Raw genomic sequence first — 16,863 nt, 5'->3', positions numbered from 1 at the left:
AAAAACGGGGGTCAGTCCCTGCAAAGCGGGCTCTTTTTTATGCCTTACTATAAAATGCTTGCGGCCTGCTGGATGCTTTCCTGAAAAGCAGCCTGAAGCTGTTTTGTCACCGGTCCGGGTTTACCGCTTCCTACCGACTCTCCATCAAGCGTCACGACCGGAATGATCTCTGCTGTCGTTGACGAAATAAAGATCTCTTCCGCCTGTCTCAGCTCTTCCTCACTGACAGGCTTCTCATCAAGCTCGATCCCGTTCTTTTCAATTAGCTCTAAAATCTTCATCCGTGTAATTCCATTGAGAATGAGCCGGTTAGCCGGATGTGTTCGCACCGTCCCGTTGATAACGGCATAAACGTTAGAGGATGTGCCTTCTGTAACAATGCCGTCTCTTAATAAAACGGATTCAAATGCCCCCGCTTCATAGGCTTTTTGCTTCGCCATGACATTATACAGTAAATTCAGACTCTTAATGTCACATCTCAGCCAGCGAAGGTCCTCATCGGTAATGGCTGCCACTCCGTATGCCTGCTCTTGCTCCGGTTTTTTCACAGTAAATGTGTAAGCCGTAGTCTGCGGCTCAAGGCCTGCTTCATATTGGTGTTTTCGCGGCGCAACACCTCTTGTTGTCTGAATATATACCGCTCCCTCACTGACCGCATTCTCTTGTACAAGCTTTTGCAGGTCCCACTCAAGATCTTCTCTGCTGAACGGCAGTGAAATTCCGATTTCGGCAGCACTTCTGAAAAAACGCTCCACATGCTCGCGCAAACCGAACAATACGCCTTTGTACACTCTGATAACCTCATAGATACCGTCACCAAACTGATAACCGCGATCCTCCAAATCAATTGATGCTTCGCTGCGCGGGATCAGCTGGCCATTGACTAGAACCTTCATAAAAGCCCTCCCTTTTCGAGATTTCCCTGATGTCTTTCAAGCTGTCATTGTCACTTATTCTACCATACTGGACAAACTGAAAAACAGAAAGATCAAGAGATCTATAGCGGGAAGGAGTTTATTTTTTCCTTAAAATCTGACATTTCGACAAATTTTCTATGTTCTTTCCAGTTTTGTTCCTGTATACTTGACTGGTAATACATAGGTTGTTAACATATGGCATCTTCATAAGCTGCCTGCTGTACAGCGTTATGTAGAGATTTTATGCCAATGGAGAGATTGTTATGCGACAAACGAGAGGAGACGCTTCTCCTTCTGCCGTTTCGCTTGCTTTTAAATTTGCAAGTTTAGCAGTTTTATGTGTGCTGCTTTTGCTTATGGTGATACTGGGTTATTCCAATAGTTCAACAAAAGCAAAGGAAGTCACTGTCACAACAAACGGCCAGCTTCGTGATGAGAAGAAAAGCCTGAAACTCAAAAATGACTCCCCCGATCTGCTGATCAAACATATGCAGACAAAGCAAACAATGGGAGATAAGACGGTTTACTTAACCTTTGATGATGGCCCGTCAGCCTTTACAAACCGCTTGCTTGACGTACTGAAAAGCGCTGATGTTAAAGCGACATTTTTTATGCTGTCACCGCGGATGAACGAATTCAAACAAGCTGTGAAAAGGTCAGAAAAAGAAGGCCATGCGCTCGGCTTACACGGCGTCACCCATAATAATAAGTTGTTCTATCAAACACCGACATCTCCGTTAAAAGAAATGCAGGAGGCGCGTGACACGCTGCAGGACATTACAGGATATAAAACCGACCTCGTCAGAACACCCTACGGGAGCAAGCCGTCACTGACCGCCTCACAAATCCGCAATCTAGAAAAAGACGGTTTTGTATACTGGGATTGGACGATTGACAGCATGGACTGGAAATACCGGAATTCAAAATATGTGACGGCCGTATTACAGCAGCTTGAGAATATGGAACACAGCCATTCCAGCCGCCCATATGTGATTCTTATGCATGATCTTCCTGCTACAGTAAATGCGCTGCCGGTGCTAATCAATAAACTGAAAGAAAAAGGCTATTCCTTCGGTGTGTTAGAGGATACAATGATTCCTGTTCACGAATAAAAAAGTGAGGCGCATAAGTGCGGCCTCACTTTTTTATTCCCAAACTTCGGGCAAACTCTCCAATTTTTTGGTGGATGACCATGTCAAACAAGCTGTCGCAATACGTTGGCTCAAGGTTAATGATGACTTTCTTCATGCCGGGAATCCGGCTGGCGTCCTCAGGCACAAATCTCGCCGGAGCGACTTCAAGAGACGTGCCAATGACCAATAAAAGATCAGCTTGATCCAGCTTTTCATAAAGAGTGTCAAAGTGCAGGACCGCATCGCCAAAAAGAACAACATCGGTTTTTAATACCGTTCCGCATATCCCGCCATCTTTGGCGGCCGCCGTACACTCCGGCACCTCATGCTCAAGTAAATGCGGAAGCTCATATCGGGCGCCGCATGCCGGACAAGCTGCTGTTTGGATAGAGCCGTGCAGTTCGTATACATGTCTGCTCCCGGCTTTTTTATGAAGCCCGTCAATGTTTTGCGTAAAGAGATCGACCTGTTTTCCTTGCTTCTCCAGCTCAGCTAACAGCAAGTGCCCTTCATTCGGTTCAAAGCTGCCGCTCATTTTCATCTGGAACAATTCTTTGAATTTAGGCCAAAACAGACGCGGATGGCTTAAAAAATAATCAAGGCTCATCGCTTCCATTCTTGAGGCATCCTCCGTCCAAATGCCTCCTGCTGAACGAAAGTCGGGAATTCCTGATTCTGTGCTCATTCCCGCTCCGGTCAGCACGACAATTCGCTGCGCTTCCTGTAGAATATTTCTGAATGCTTCCAATTTAACACCGCCTTTTTTCTCTTATTTTACCACGAAAAAGACTCCGCCTTTATCAGACGAAGTCTTTCCCTTTTAAGCCCGTTCCTTTTCTTCTTTATTAAGATTCACTTGAAACGGATCGTTTTGGTGCTTTTGCTTTACAACAACCATTTGGCCGGGATATGCAAACTCGACACCTTCTGCACCGAGGATGTCAATGATTTTATAGTTGATGTCCTCTCTGATATCGAGGTTTTCAGCCCAAACTGTTGTTTTTGTATAGAAGTTGAAAAATAAATTGTAATAGCTGTCAGCAAACGTATCAAAGTTGACCATGATCGTTTCATTATCAACACCTTCATGCTCCAAGAGCATTGTCCTGAGAGAACGAATGGCCCGTTCTAGGTTCTCAATCGGCGTAGCATAGGATACATGGATGGAAAACGTAATCTGGCGTTTGGTCATTCTTGTCCAGTTCGTGATCGCTTCCATCGACAGCGTAGAGTTCGGCACCGTTACAAGCGCCCCCTGCGCGGTTCTGAACCTCGTGCTCCTGAAGGTAATATCCTCCACTGATCCGGTTACCGTTGACGTCTCCACCCAGTCACCGATCGTAAACGGCTTCTCAGTAATAATAATGATCCCGCCGAAGAAGTTGCTGATCGTATCCTTCGCGGCAAGCGCAAAGGCAAGTCCGCCAAGACCTAGGCCAGCTACAAATCCGTTGACATCATAATTGAATTCCTGAGCGATCACACTGACACTGAGCGCAATGATGACAAAACGTAGCAATTTAGATAAAAACGGCGCCAGAATGTCATCCATGTCAAGCTCGAAGCGCTGATTCACCTTATGGAAGATAAACGACGACGTGGCGGTCAAATTACAAAGCCCCCAGGACAATAGCGCCACAATCAGGGAACGGTATATTTTACTGATGACCGGCATTTGCTCATCAAAAAACGGTGAATAACGGATCGCTAAAAACAGCCCCAAGGCAACAAAAAACCATCTGGCCGGCTTGTCAAACGCCAGAACCACCTGTTTAAAAATTTCTGTTTTCGGGCGGTTTGTCAAATTAAACAGGAGGTTAAAGAAATATCTTGTGAACAATTTTCTAAGTATAAGAAACACCAGCAAAATCGCCAAGCTGATGCCGATTTGTATGATGTTATCAAGCGTGATATATTGCTGCAGATAATCTGGCATAACAGTCTCCCCTCTATCCCAATCGATTGTTTATTATACTAAAAGATTCGTAAAGATGCTCATGTAAATGTCTTTTTGCAGCACAAAACCCCGGCGGAACGCCGGGGCCAGTTCTCAATTCATTTATCAGCCAGATTCAATAGGGACAGTCACTTACTTTTTTTCGTTTGTGTCTGATCAAGGAGAGTTGCTTTTTGCATTTCAGCATCCGTTTCGGCTTTAATTCTTTCCTCCACTCGAATTCTCCCTTTACCCATGATCTCGCCTCCTTTTTTGCTATTATAATGGATCAAAATTTGTTGTGAACATGTCGAAAGACCTAATTTTCTGGCGGAATATGCTCTGATACGCTGGGTGTCTTTTTTTAGTTATACGCAGTTCTCAGCCCGGACCATTCCGATCTGGCAGAAAAAATTCACCAGTTTGTATCGCCCCGCATATATGGATTTGATACAATAACAGAAATGCCCATACGAGGAGCTGACTAAGCTTGTACACCATTGCCCATCGCGGAGTATCCGGCTACGCTCCGGAAAATACAATGGCCGCGTTTGACCTTGCGGCGAAAATGAATGCAGATATGATTGAACTGGACGTCCAGCTTACAAAAGACAGGCAGATTGTTGTGATTCACGATGACAGGGTTGACCGCACAACAAACGGATCTGGTTTTGTTAAAGATTTTACATTGGAAGAATTGCAGAAACTCGATGCCGGAAGCTGGTACGGCCCCGCTTTTCAGGGAGAGCGTATTCCAACCTTGGAAGCGGTGCTCAAGCGCTATCACAAAAAAATCGGCTTTTTAATTGAATTAAAAGGCCATCCATCTCAAGTCGGAATTGAAGAAGAAGTAGGACAGCTGTTAGGGCAATTTTCTTTTTCTGCCAACAATATTGTCCAATCCTTTCAGTTCCGCTCCGTCCAGAGGTTCCATGAGCTTTATCCATCGATTCCGACAGCGGTCATTACAAGGCCCAATTTTGGCATGCTGTCCAGAAATCAGCTGAAGGCCTGCCAATCTATCGCAAACTATGTCAATATTAAATACACACGCCTCAATCGGCTAATGATTGCTTCCGTCCATAAAAGCGGCTTAAAAGTATTTGCATGGACAGTCAATAATCAAAAGGCAGCAGCAAAATTACAAGCCATGGGTGTGGATGGCATCGTAACAGACTACCCGGATTTCATCAAAAAGGATGGCAAACATGAAAATATATAGCGCGGTTTTTATTGGAGGCGCGCTTGGCGCCTGCCTCCGATACGGATTAAACATATGGTTACACACCGGTCCATTCCCGGCAGCAACCTGGCTGGAAAACGCGGCTGGCAGCCTTCTATTAGGCATTCTGACCGGCTATTTTATGATCAAGGCAAAACGGTCTCTGCTGTCAGCTTTTTTAGGCACCGGCTTTTGCGGCGGCTTTACAACAATGTCTGCGTTTTCTAAAGAAACAGTGATGCTTTTGCAGGCACAATCCACACTGGCTGTTTTGTATATGGCAGCCTCTTTGATATCAGGAATCGTTCTTGCGCTGATTGGCGTTCTGGCGGGACGGCGTATAGCAGGCATCCAGCCAAGAAAGGGGCTGCAGGAAAAGTGACACTAGCGGGTATTTTCATAGCGGGCGGACTTGGGGCGATACTGCGCTTTTGGCTTGGCAATGTCATAACCGCCAAAACCAAAGGCCTCATCCTGCCCATTGGCATATTAACGGTGAATATTGTCGGAGCTCTCGGGCTCGGAATGTTTACAGGGCTTCACGTTACAAATGCTTCGGCCTCCCTCATCATCGGCACGGGATTTTTCGGCGCCTTTACGACCTTTTCCACTTTCAGTGTTGAAAGTGTTCAGCTCTTGCTGGCCAAACGCATAATGGAAAGCATCCTGTATATCGCCCTGACGCTTTGCGGGTCGCTTTTGGCATTTTGGTGCGGCTGGACAATCGCAACGTAAAAAAAACCTTGAGCTTATTTCTCGCTCAAGGTTGCACTGTTCAGCATCACGGGCTCGGGCAGCGGCAGCGTGTGGTGTGCCGTCATCCCGGCTGTACTGCCGGCTTCTTCTTTTATATCGATTTGCTTGATTAATCGGCCGTCCATCTTCAGCACCTTTATCGTATATGAACCGATGCGGATGGATTCACCAGCCTCAATATCGATGTTTTCTTTCAATACCAGCCCGCCGATCGTATCGACATCTTCGTGAATTGCTGCGCCAAGAAGGCTGTTCACCTGATCGATCCGAACCTTTCCATCCATCACATAATGGCGTTCGCCGAGCTGTTGGATTACCGGCTGTTCGTCTTCATCAAATTCATCTCTGATCTCGCCGACAATTTCCTCAAGAATATCCTCTGTCGTCACAAGTCCCGAGGTTCCTCCGTATTCATCCGACAATATGGCCATATGAATGCGTTCGCGCTGCATTTTAATCAGCAAATCATGAACCGGGATGGTTTCCATCACTTCAATTACCGGCCGGATATACGGATGGATTGTCATCTTCATTCGTTCCTCTTCTGTCATAAACAGCAAATCAGAAAACAAATGCTTCGTATTGACCAAACCGATGACACTGTCTTTGTCCCCGTCTGTGACAGGCCAGCGCGTGTATTTTTCCTTCAGCATGACGTCAAGCATCTCGGCCATCGTCATCTCTGTTGACACAGTGGCCATTTCCTTCCGCGGTATCATAATTTCTTTAGCGATCCGGTTATCAAATTCAAAAATCTTATTCACATATTTATATTCAGACGGATTAATCTCTCCGTTTTTTAAACTCTCAGACAACAGCATTCTCAGTTCTTCCTCAGAATGGGACCCGTCATGTTCTGACGCAGGCTTCAAACCGAACATGCCGCATAAAAGCCGCGCCGATCCATTGAGGATCCAAATAAACGGAAACAGGAGCAGATAGAATAAACGCAATGGACCCGCAATCAGCAAGGTCAGCTGCTCTGCCTTTTGAATCGCGACCGTTTTCGGGGCCAGCTCACCTACAACAACGTGCAGGAATGTAATCAAGCCGTACGCAACCGCAAAAGAGACCGCATGTGAAACCGATTCCGGCAGGTCCAGCGGCACAAACAATGGATGCAGCAGCCGTTCAAATGCCGGCTCCCCCAGCACCCCGAGTCCGATTGATGTCAATGTAATGCCCAGCTGGGATGCAGATAAATATTCATCCAAATCTGTAATGACACGCTTTGCGAGTATCGCCCGTTTGTTTCCTTCTGTTATAAGCTGATCAATTCTGGATCTCCTTACTCTAACAATCGCAAACTCGCTTGCAACGAAAAACGCAGTTAAAGCAATGAGCACACCAATTAAAATCAGACTGTCAATATCGTCCATTTAACCTTATCCCCTCTTTAAAGGATAAGGAGTCACCTCCTGATATAATCATTTTTCCTTAACATTGAGGTACGCGGTGTATTGTTGCCTAAGCAGAGGGCCCCATCATACCACCTCCAAGTCAAAGTTTGATTATAAATTGTATATTTTATTGTAACACAACTCATTCCAAAAATGATTTCTAATTTTTAGACTTTTGTCATGGGGCAGGCTTTAATTGAGAGATTTTGTGGATATTAAAAAAAAGAAAACAGCATTCAAAGCCGTTTTCTTTTTCTTTGCTTTCCTACACAAAATCTTTATATAAGGATACAAAAATATCCCGTGACTTTTTGATCTGCTCGATTGGCACGCTGAAGGACAAACGGAAGTGCCCTTTCATTCCAAAACCGCTGCTCGGCACGATTAATAGTCTGTATTTTTGGGCGGCATGCACGCAAAAGGCGACTTCATCTTCAATTGGCGATTTCGGAAAAACAAAGAAACCACCCTTCGGCATTTCAAATTCAAAACCGGCTTCTTTTAAAATGTCGACCATTAAATCCCTGCGCTCTTTATAAGCGCTTGCGTCTACTCTTAAATCATCCATTCTTGCCACAGCCCGCTGCATCATGACAGGGGCATTCACAAATCCAAGCGTTCGATTACAATACACAAAAGCGTTGATCAAAAGGTCCGCATCCGGCATTCGGCTGTCCAATCCGATATACCCGAGCCGCTCCCCGGCTATGCCGAGATCTTTACTGAATGAGCTGGCCAATATCACACGATGGTACGATTGAAACGGATTTGCCAGCTCTTCATCATAGATTAATTGACTGTACGGTTCATCAAACAGCACATAAATCGGCTGGCCGCTCTTCTCTTCTATTTCTTTTAATAAAGCGCCTAAATCGTCTATATTTTTCTGGCTGAGAACAGTGCCTGTGGGGTTATGCGGTGTATTGAGAATCAGCCCTTTCGTCTGTGGAGTGATCGATTGCCTTACCGCTTCAATATCAATCTCAAACCGGGCCGTCAACGGGCAGCTGACAGCCTTTCCCCCGTAGTTCTCAATGTATAATTTATACTCGGCAAAATAAGGCGCGAGAATAATGACCTCCTCACCAGGGTTTACGATACTTTTGAGCGCGACATTTAATGCGCCGCCCGCGCCCACCGTCATGACGACACGTTCTGCCAAGAACTCGGCTGCAAAACGGGACTCCAGAAATTGCGCAACTTTTTCTCTTGCAGCGGGGAGCCCTTGGTTTTGTATGTATCCGTGATTGCCTTTTTCGGCCTCCTCTATTAATGCCCTCTTAAAAGCTTCAGGCGGTTCAACAACCGGGTTGCCGATTGAGAAATCAAATACCTGGTCATCCCCGTACTCTTTCTTTAGTCTTGCGCCTTCATCAAACAGCTTGCGAATCCATGATCCTTTATTTAAGTTCTCTTCAATTTCCCGGGATAACCCAGCCAATTTCATCTGTCCCTTCTCCATCAAAAATTTGAAAATTCTATCTTTACATGTTACTTCAATCAGAATATGAATTCCACAGCTCCGGCCCCCGTCTGGCAAAAAACAATAAACTTGTGCAAGACACCCTTCATATATTAAACTATTCTCATAACTATAACGTGATGGTTGGGAGGGATATAGATGGGGCTGAGACTTATCGCATCAGTGAACTAGCGGCACTTGCCGGAGTAACGAAACGAACAGTTGATTATTATACAAATCTCGGTCTGCTTACGCCGGCCAGATCCTGTTCAAATTACCGTTACTACGATGAAAATGCACTCAAACGACTCATATTTATTGTAGATTGCAAGAAGCAGCGATTGGCCCTGTCCGATATAAAAGATCGACTGGAGAACCAGTTTCCCTCTTCAGCTAAACTTGATGATGAAATTGGAAATCTGGCATTAGAAATTGATCATATGAATCAAAACATCTCCGGAATCTTGCATCGGTTTGAACGGCTGAAGCCTGAGGATCGTGACAAGCTGAAAAGCAAGCTCCCGCCTGAAAAGCTCGCCGTGTTCCAATCATTTATGCTGCTGTTACGTTAAAACTAATTTATCTAACAGGAGGTGTTACCTTCATTCTCATTGCTAGAGTGAAGGTTCTAATTGGACATAGTGAATTTGATTTTAGTCGCTGTTTTAATCGCCCTGACGGCATTTTTCGTGGCATCTGAGTTTGCCATTATCAGAATCAGAGGCTCACGGATTGATCAGCTGATCGCGGAAGGAAATAAAGCAGCAATAGCCGTAAAAAAAGTGACCACGCATCTTGATGAATATTTATCTGCGTGTCAGCTCGGAATTACATTGACTTCCATCGGATTAGGGGTTTTAGGTGAATCAACGATTGAAAGGCTGCTTCACCCGCTTTTCGTACAAATGAACGTTCCAGGATCCCTTTCACATGTCATATCGTTTATTTTTGCGTATGCCATTATTACGTTCCTGCACGTTGTTGTCGGAGAACTTGCACCTAAGACAGTCGCTATCCAAAAGGCGGAAGCAGTGTCTATGCTGTTTGCGAAACCGCTGATTTGGTTTTACCGCATTATGTTCCCGTTCATTTGGCTTTTGAACAATTCCGCACGGTTATTGACAAAAGCATTTGGCCTGGAAACTGTTTCAGAAAACGAACTGGCTCACTCTGAAGAAGAGCTGCGAATCATTTTATCTGAAAGCTATAAAAGCGGTGAAATTAACCAGTCAGAGTTTAAATATGTGAATAAAATCTTTGAATTCGACGACAGGCTCGCGAAAGAAATTATGATTCCGCGGACCGAGATTGTCAGTCTTCCGCATGATATCAAGATTTCTGAGATGATGGACATCATTCAGATTGAAAAATATACCCGTTACCCAGTGGAAGAAGGCGATAAAGATAACATTATCGGGGTTATTAATATTAAAGAAGTGCTGACCGCCTGCATCAGCGGCGAGGTTTCTGTTGATTCAACCATTTCTCAATTCGTCAACCCGATCATTCATGTTATTGAATCTGCGCCGATCCAAGATTTGCTTGTCAAAATGCAAAAAGAAAGAGTCCACATGGCCATCCTGTCTGATGAATACGGCGGGACTGCGGGGCTTGTGACGGTTGAAGACATTATCGAAGAAATCGTCGGCGAAATCCGCGATGAATTTGATATTGATGAAATTAACGAAATCCGCAAAATCGGCGAAGACCATTACATTCTTGACGGGAAAGTGTTAATCGACCAAGTAAATGACCTGCTCGGCATTCATTTAGAGAACGAAGAAGTCGATACGATCGGCGGCTGGTTCCTTACCCAAAAATATGATGTTGAAAAAGACGATTCTATCATCGAAGAAGGCTGTGAATTTATCATTAACGAAATCGACGGCCACCACGTCGCTTATATCGAAGTGAAAAAGCTCGCGATAGAAGAGCTGATCGAAGCCGGAGAACCGAAAGAAGCGTAATGTAAAAAGGCACCTTTTATGGAGGTGTCTTTTTTATTATGTTTTGTGTTAACCTCCCTATTCTGAAAACTGCTGCTAATAAAACCGCAATCCCCGGGAATTCTAATCAGGGACTGAATTCCATTTAACAGCGAGAAAAAGGAGTGAAAACATGAAAGTAGTCGTAACTGGAGCAGCAGGCAAAATAGGGCGTTGGGCCGTAAGAGCAATATTGGAGGCCGGCCATGATGTGACAGCGTCAGATCGATTATTAAGAGAAGAATCAGCATCGAAAAAATTTATTCAAGCAGATTTGCGGGATTATGGCCAGGTATGTCAGCTTATTATGGGCTGTGATGCCGTGGTCCACCTCGGGAATATTCCGACCGATGTCAGGAATACCTCCCAAGCGATATTTGAAAATAATATGCTCGTCAATTTTAATGTGCTGGAAGCCTGTAAAGATTTTAAGATCCCTAAGCTGGTATGGGCTTCAAGTGAAACGGTGCTGGGATATCCGTTTGTCCCGAAAGAGCTCAGCTACCTTCCTGTAGACGAGGAGCACCCGACGATCGTAAAATCATCGTACGCCATGGCGAAACGGCTGACTGAAATCCTCTCAGACATGTATTCAAAGCTTACCAATACACAAATTGTCTCTCTTCGTTTTGCGAATATATATGAGCCCGATGAGTACGAAAAAATTCCCGGCATGCACTGGAACGAGCAGCAAAAGGATATTCAAAAGAAAAATGCATGGGCCTATTGTGATGTCAGAGATGCTGCACAGGCTTGCCTTCTTGCAGTCGAAAAAAACAATCTCGGAAATGATGTCTTCCATATTACTGCACCGGATACCATTATGAAAGAACCGAGCGAAGACTTAGTTAAGCGGTTTTTCCCAGATGTCTCTTTAAAGAGAGATATAAAAGGTTATGAAACACTGATGGCAATCGATAAAGCGAAAAAGATCCTTGGTTATGAACCGCGTTATACATGGCGCAATGTGTTAAACAATGATGGCTCACTTAAAGCACTGCCTGAGGATCAGCTGTCATTGTCAAACATTTAAAACAAAAAAAGCAGCAGATGTTCACTGAACTTCTGCTGCTTTTTTGATATCATAATCCTTTAAATTGATATCTACTTCCATTTTGAGAGCCATCTTCGCCAGCTGTTGTCCCATATAGGGTCCCATTGTCAGGCCGGACGATCCAAGGCCATTTGCTGCTATTATCCCTTCCCAGCCGGGAAGAGGTCCGATGACCGGCACATCACCTGGTGTAAAAGGACGTAAGCCGACTCTTGCCTCTAGAAAGGTGCTGTTAGCTAAACCCGGGGCCATTTCTAAACCTTTGTTCAACAATTCCTGCAGCCCGCCAGCCGTTATCCGCACATCATGTCCTTCTATATGATCTTCACGAGTCGCTCCGATAGCCACTCTATTATCAGCATAAGCTAACAGATATTCCTTAGAAGGCGGCATCACAGCAGGCCAAGTGTCTATATCGTTTGCCTCCGGAATCTGCACATATATGATTTGCGCTTTTTGCACACTTACTTTAAAACGAATGCCTAAAGGCGCCAGCAACTCGTCTGCCCATACACCGGCACAAACAATCACCTCGTCAGCAGCATAACGATCATCACCGACGGTTACTCCTGTCACTCGTTTCGAATGATATTGGAGCTTCGCATCGCCTGTTAAAAAAACGGCGCCCATTCTTTGAGCAGAACGCACTAATGCATCTCGGAGCACTTCGCCGTCTACTCGGGCGGCGCCGCTTATATGAATGGAATGGTATTGTTTAGCCAGCAGCGGAAACATGCGGGCGGTTTTTATTCCAGAAAGAAAAGAAATCTCACCGATTTCCGGGGCAGCTCGTTTACGTTCTTGCACCCGTTTTTCAATTTTCTCAATCTTTTCTTTCTCATGATGAATACTCAAAGCACCAACAGGAGCATAACCTGTTTCTTTCCCGCCTTCTTTTCTGAGCTCCTCTATGAAACAGGGATAAAAGTGTGCCCCTGCCCTTGCCATCCTGTACCACGCCTGATTTTGCCTCGGTGACAGCCACGGACAAATAATGCCTTTTGCTGCATAGGTGGCCTGTCCCTTATCTTTCCGATCGATCACAAGAACCTCGGCCCCCATTTTGGCTAACTGATATGCTGTTGACGCTCCCAGAATTCCAGCCCCTACTACAATGATTTTTTTCATTTTCTGTAACCTTTCCCAATAATCAATTCCTAAATTAGTATAGCTCATTGAAGAGGAACTTATTAACAATCGGGAAACCAGTGTGTGGCAGGACTGATGGATTATAGCTGCTCCAGTTTCTTTTCGAGCTCTTTAATACTGTTATTCAAGGCCTCTGTCATCGCTGCCAGTCTTTCCTTTGACGGCAGGTGGGCAAAATCAGCTTGCTGCAGAGGCTCACCGATAATGAGCTTCATTTTTCCTTTCTTGAACAATTCCTTTCCGCTTGAAGGCCCTTTATAAGCAGCGGGAACGAGCGGCGCTTTTCCCATTTGCGCAATTGTCACCGCGCCTCTTTTCAAAGGCACGTCCTCAGAGGTTCTTGTTCCGCTTGGAAAGATGCCGACAATCTCTCCTTCTTTCAGCAGCTTAATCGGTGTTTTAATACTGCTTGGCCCGGGATTTTCCCGATCTACCGGAAAGGCATGAATTTTTTTCAGAAAAGCGCCGATCCATTTATTTTGAAACAGCTCTTTTTTTGCCATGTAATGAATTTGATAAGGAAGAATCCCGACTCCGAGAGTGATAACATCAACCCAGCCCGAGTGAGTACACGCGATGACAAAACCTGAATCTGCCGGAAGGTTTTCTTTGTTATATACCTTCACTCCTCCGCGTAGAGAAAGAATAGCTTTTAGAACATTTGCACAAAACTTATACATATCGCACTTCCTTTGCCGTAATCAATGATTCTTTCTGCTATCTATTATAACAATATTTTTTATTACCTGGTACTAATTTTTAAGATTTCTCCGGTTAAAACGCCAAAAAGCTGAGGATCGGCCCTCAGCTTTTGTTATATTTCCTCCCTGGTCGGCGGTGCCATAAACTCCGGCCCGACCGGGTCTGATATCGTATTTTTTAATATGGTATCGATGTCTTTTTGATCCTCGCTGCTTAGCGTCCAGCCTGTAATTTCAGCTACAGCTTCTACCTGCTCAGGCTTTCTTGCCCCCCAAAGGGCGATCGACGCGCCCGGCTGATCTAAAATCCATCTGACGGCTAAGTGAATCACTGATTTTCCATAGCGTGTCTTTGCCAGCTCATCCAATTGATTAACAGCAGAAAGATACTCTTTAAACCGCGGCTTCTGAAATTTTGGATCATGATTACGCAAATCATCACCCTCAAATGTATACTCTTCTGTCATTTTGCCTGTTAACAGCCCTCGGCATAGACTGCCATATAATAAAGTTGTGATCTGTTTGTCTTCCGCGTACGGAAGGACATTCTCTTCCATTTCTCTTTCAAACAGATTATAGGGCGGCTGAATCGTATGAAGCGGTGCAGCGGCGCGAAATGTATCCATTTGCTCAACTGAAAAATTGCTGACGCCAATCGCGCGGATTTTCCCAGCATCATATAATTCCTTCATGACTTCCGCCGTTTCTTCAATTGGCACAAGCGGATCGGGCCAATGCACCTGATAAAGATCAATATAATCTGTTTGAAGCCGTTTCAAAGAATCATCGACTTCCTCTATAATTCTCGCCCTGTTCGCATGGCGGAACAGTTGGCCGTTCTTCCAGTCCAGAGCCGTTTTCGTTGCGAGAATCACCTGGTCTCTTTTGCCGTGCTCCTTTATCGCCTTCCCGACGATTTCCTCGGACTGCCCGAAGCCGTAAGCCGGCGCGGTGTCAATCAGTGTGATTCCCTGATCAAGAGCGGCGCGGATTGTGTTGATTGATGTTTTTTCGTCGGTGCCTCCCCACATGGTTCCGCCAATTGCCCATGTGCCAAGGCCGATTCTTGAGGCTTTGAATCCTGTGTCTGCTATACTGGTATATTCCATTGTGCCACTCCTTCACTTTTTCACTATCTATTCCCCGCTGGTAAAAATGTTAAACATTTCTCAGTACTATCTTTTGCGGCCATTTTTGGTTACTATATATAAATGGTGTTTGATTAGGTATAAAAAAGCCGTTTGCATGTAATGTGCAACTTTAAACCTTTCTTATGCGTGTATAACATAGAGGGGAGAAAAGGCAGTGACGATCGATGAAATTTACCAAATGTACATGAATGATGTTTACAGGTTCCTGCTCTCCATGACAAAAGACAAGCATCTTGCCGAAGACTTGCTGCAGGAAACCTTTATGCGGGCATACATACACATTCACTCCTATGATCACAGCAAAGTAAAGCCCTGGCTTTTTCAAGTGGCGCGAAACGCCTTCATTGATTACGTCAGAAAGCATAAGAAAGAAGTAACCATTTCTGATGACTTGATCGGAAGCCTCTTTCAAAATGCTGTTCAGAGCCCTGCCCATCAGGTAGAGATAAAGGAAGTGCTGACTGGTTATATGTCCGAGCTCCCCGATAATTATCGGGAGGCCTTAACGCTATATTATTTAAAAGAGCTAAATTACAAAGAAGCATCCCATATTATGAATATTTCAGAGGCGAATTTTAAAAGTGTTTTATTTCGTGCCAGACAGCGGCTGAAAGCACTTTATAATAGAGGTGTTAATGATGAATGAAGAATTTAAAAAGCGTTTTGATCAATATAAAAACGGAGAAATGAGCGATCAGGAAATGACCGCATTTGAGGAAGAACTTGAGAAGCTCGAAGTGTATCAGGAGCTGATTGACAGCGAGCTTGAGGACGATAACGAATGGGATGTCAGCATCAGTCCCGAAAAACAAAAAGCGATTTTAGCCTATGGAAAACGCAAGTCATATTTGCGAATTTCTGTGCTAGCCGTTATTTCGACCTTAATGATTTTGCCGTTTTGCACGCTGGGAAGCTACCTCTATTACGGAATGGGAGGTAAACACAGCACCGGCAATGAGTTTATGGAAACCGCCGCAGTCACTGTAGCCCTGACCATGCCGAATGTACTTGTTGATACATCCGGTTTGAAAAGCCAAGTGAAGCTGTTTGGCATGAATACGGAATTCCCGCTGCAAAAACAAATTGGCACGAAGACGGTCGCAGTGGGAAATGAACGGGTGGAGATGTTTTATAATAAAGTGAAGGCGCCGGCTGTTAACTATTATGACTTAGAAGTGAATAAAACCGGCCATTACTTTACACATCCATCACATGCGTCTGAACAAACAACGGCAAAAGCAGAAAAAACATTAAAGACATTGCCTGAAGGAACGGTATCCGAGGTCTATCTTTCATATGACCGGGCATATCCGACAAAAGAAGTGTATAACAAGTTCAAAGACTATGATGTGAGCTTTTTGTGGAATGCAATTGAAACGGAGAAAAACACAAATGAGACAGCTTACTCAGAGCCGCTTGGCTATCCTGGAAAGGATTCAAAGTTCTTGGCTGCGCTTAATTCAAAAGGCAAGTCAAATGGCGATCAGTTTATCAACGCCCTGACGTTCATGTCCAAGCACGAAAAATGGGCGCAGGTCATTTCAAAACGAAAAGACCTGAAAGTGGATAACCGATTGGATTATGTAGAGAAAAACGGTGTCAATGTATACGGTTCGGTCGTTACAGGGCCAACCAAGGAAATCCAGCGCATGCTGAAAAACAAATCTGTAAAATCAGCGAATGTCGGCGAGGTGGAATTATGGAACTGGTAAGAATTTTTAAAGAACACAATGTATTCGGCTGGATCTCTGTCGGGACAGCGGTTCTGTCCCTGCTCTTGCTGAATTTGGCCATTATCAGCAATGTCACATTTTATTCCTATCAAATGCTTCCGTTCGCCATGGCTGCCGTTCCGTTTGGCATTATTGAGCTTTTCATCAAGAGAGGGCGCACAGGCCCCGGCCTGCTCGGTGTCGTCCTTAATCTCTTTGTGATTATTTGTGTGTACACCATTGTTTCTGTAGATACCAATTTACAGTTTGGCTTTTAAAAGCAAA

At 44.7% G+C, this 16,863-nt stretch carries 19 protein-coding genes; 10 read left to right on the top strand and 9 right to left on the bottom strand.

Annotated features, from left to right (window positions below; translation table 11 throughout):
• Window positions 1–47: 47 nt before the first annotated feature.
• On the bottom strand, window positions 48–896 hold the full coding sequence (gene dat / locus MOB98_RS13305; RefSeq protein WP_268359181.1) for a D-amino-acid transaminase: 849 nt from the start codon (window positions 894–896) through the stop codon (window positions 48–50).
• Between the two features lie 284 nt (window positions 897–1,180).
• On the opposite strand from dat, the gene MOB98_RS13300 reads away from it, so the two are divergent.
• Window positions 1,181–2,029: a polysaccharide deacetylase family protein gene (locus MOB98_RS13300; RefSeq protein ID WP_268359183.1), complete on the top strand. Its 849-nt coding sequence runs from the start codon at window positions 1,181–1,183 to the stop codon at window positions 2,027–2,029.
• 25 nt (window positions 2,030–2,054) lie between these two features.
• Here the strand turns inward: MOB98_RS13300 and MOB98_RS13295 are convergent, their stop codons facing one another.
• From MOB98_RS13295 to MOB98_RS13285, 3 genes are all read right to left on the bottom strand, one after another.
• Entirely contained in the window at window positions 2,055–2,798 is a 744-nt protein-coding gene (locus MOB98_RS13295; protein WP_268359184.1) for an NAD-dependent protein deacylase, read from the bottom strand.
• Window positions 2,799–2,870: 72 nt separating this feature from the next.
• A complete protein-coding gene (gene mscY / locus MOB98_RS13290; RefSeq protein ID WP_268359186.1) occupies window positions 2,871–3,986 on the bottom strand; it encodes a small-conductance mechanosensitive channel protein MscY in 1,116 nt (371 codons plus the stop codon).
• A 149-nt stretch (window positions 3,987–4,135) separates the two neighbouring features.
• On the bottom strand, window positions 4,136–4,243 hold the full coding sequence (locus MOB98_RS13285) for a YhdX family protein (RefSeq protein ID WP_003224203.1): 108 nt from the start codon (window positions 4,241–4,243) through the stop codon (window positions 4,136–4,138).
• 233 nt (window positions 4,244–4,476) lie between these two features.
• On the opposite strand from MOB98_RS13285, the gene MOB98_RS13280 reads away from it, so the two are divergent.
• From MOB98_RS13280 to crcB, 3 genes are read left to right on the top strand one after another with little or no spacing between them, the layout of a single operon-like run.
• A complete protein-coding gene (locus tag MOB98_RS13280) occupies window positions 4,477–5,208 on the top strand; it encodes a glycerophosphodiester phosphodiesterase (protein ID WP_268359188.1) in 732 nt (243 codons plus the stop codon).
• Complete coding sequence (locus tag MOB98_RS13275; protein WP_268359190.1) at window positions 5,195–5,590, top strand: fluoride efflux transporter FluC; 396 nt, start codon at window positions 5,195–5,197, stop codon at window positions 5,588–5,590. Before MOB98_RS13280 ends, MOB98_RS13275 begins: the two co-directional genes overlap by 14 nt.
• The gene (gene crcB / locus MOB98_RS13270) at window positions 5,587–5,943 is read left to right on the top strand and encodes a fluoride efflux transporter CrcB (protein ID WP_268359192.1); all 357 of its coding nucleotides are present in this window, start codon (window positions 5,587–5,589) and stop codon (window positions 5,941–5,943) included. The genes MOB98_RS13275 and crcB overlap by 4 nt, the downstream gene beginning before the upstream one ends.
• Window positions 5,944–5,957: 14 nt before the next feature.
• Here the strand turns inward: crcB and MOB98_RS13265 are convergent, their stop codons facing one another.
• Together MOB98_RS13265 and MOB98_RS13260 are read right to left on the bottom strand one after the other, a co-directional pair.
• A complete protein-coding gene (locus MOB98_RS13265) occupies window positions 5,958–7,343 on the bottom strand; it encodes a hemolysin family protein (RefSeq protein ID WP_268359195.1) in 1,386 nt (461 codons plus the stop codon).
• A 286-nt stretch (window positions 7,344–7,629) separates the two neighbouring features.
• Window positions 7,630–8,811 carry a pyridoxal phosphate-dependent aminotransferase gene (locus MOB98_RS13260; RefSeq protein WP_268359197.1) on the bottom strand — a complete coding sequence of 394 codons (1,182 nt, stop codon included), beginning with the start codon at window positions 8,809–8,811 and terminating at the stop codon, window positions 7,630–7,632.
• A 155-nt stretch (window positions 8,812–8,966) separates the two neighbouring features.
• On the opposite strand from MOB98_RS13260, the gene cueR reads away from it, so the two are divergent.
• From cueR to MOB98_RS13245, 3 genes are all read left to right on the top strand, one after another.
• On the top strand, window positions 8,967–9,398 hold the full coding sequence (gene cueR, locus MOB98_RS13255) for a Cu(I)-responsive transcriptional regulator (RefSeq protein WP_268359250.1): 432 nt from the start codon (window positions 8,967–8,969) through the stop codon (window positions 9,396–9,398).
• 60 nt (window positions 9,399–9,458) lie between these two features.
• Window positions 9,459–10,793 carry a hemolysin family protein gene (locus MOB98_RS13250; protein WP_268359199.1) on the top strand — a complete coding sequence of 445 codons (1,335 nt, stop codon included), beginning with the start codon at window positions 9,459–9,461 and terminating at the stop codon, window positions 10,791–10,793.
• Window positions 10,794–10,944: 151 nt separating this feature from the next.
• Window positions 10,945–11,844: an NAD-dependent epimerase/dehydratase family protein gene (locus MOB98_RS13245; protein WP_268359201.1), complete on the top strand. Its 900-nt coding sequence runs from the start codon at window positions 10,945–10,947 to the stop codon at window positions 11,842–11,844.
• A 21-nt stretch (window positions 11,845–11,865) separates the two neighbouring features.
• On the opposite strand, the gene MOB98_RS13240 is transcribed toward MOB98_RS13245, so the two are convergent.
• From MOB98_RS13240 to MOB98_RS13230, 3 genes are all read right to left on the bottom strand, one after another.
• Window positions 11,866–12,993, bottom strand: a complete 1,128-nt coding sequence (locus tag MOB98_RS13240) for an NAD(P)/FAD-dependent oxidoreductase (protein WP_268359202.1) — start codon at window positions 12,991–12,993, stop codon at window positions 11,866–11,868.
• A gap of 101 nt (window positions 12,994–13,094) precedes the next feature.
• Window positions 13,095–13,694 (bottom strand): 1-acylglycerol-3-phosphate O-acyltransferase, encoded by a 600-nt coding sequence (locus tag MOB98_RS13235; RefSeq protein ID WP_268359203.1) that lies wholly within the window; start codon window positions 13,692–13,694, stop codon window positions 13,095–13,097.
• A gap of 134 nt (window positions 13,695–13,828) precedes the next feature.
• Window positions 13,829–14,824: an aldo/keto reductase gene (locus MOB98_RS13230; RefSeq protein WP_268359205.1), complete on the bottom strand. Its 996-nt coding sequence runs from the start codon at window positions 14,822–14,824 to the stop codon at window positions 13,829–13,831.
• A 196-nt stretch (window positions 14,825–15,020) separates the two neighbouring features.
• Here MOB98_RS13230 and sigM point away from each other — a divergent pair, with 196 nt between their 5' ends.
• Genes sigM through MOB98_RS13215 form a run of 3 tightly spaced genes read left to right on the top strand, consistent with a single transcriptional unit; the run spans window position 15,021 to window position 16,856 of the window.
• A complete protein-coding gene (sigM, locus tag MOB98_RS13225; protein ID WP_003224177.1) occupies window positions 15,021–15,512 on the top strand; it encodes an RNA polymerase sigma factor SigM in 492 nt (163 codons plus the stop codon).
• The gene (locus MOB98_RS13220) at window positions 15,502–16,578 is read left to right on the top strand and encodes an anti-sigma factor (RefSeq protein WP_268359206.1); all 1,077 of its coding nucleotides are present in this window, start codon (window positions 15,502–15,504) and stop codon (window positions 16,576–16,578) included. Before sigM ends, MOB98_RS13220 begins: the two co-directional genes overlap by 11 nt.
• Entirely contained in the window at window positions 16,566–16,856 is a 291-nt protein-coding gene (locus MOB98_RS13215; RefSeq protein ID WP_268359207.1) for an anti-sigma factor, read from the top strand. Before MOB98_RS13220 ends, MOB98_RS13215 begins: the two co-directional genes overlap by 13 nt.
• Window positions 16,857–16,863: the final 7 nt, after the last annotated feature.

This window comes from Bacillus sp. N13C7 (assembly GCF_026790065.1).
Taxonomy (GTDB): domain Bacteria; phylum Bacillota; class Bacilli; order Bacillales; family Bacillaceae; genus Bacillus.
The sequence above is the reverse complement of the archived record's forward strand: the minus strand, read 5'-3'. Positions and strand labels throughout refer to the sequence as shown.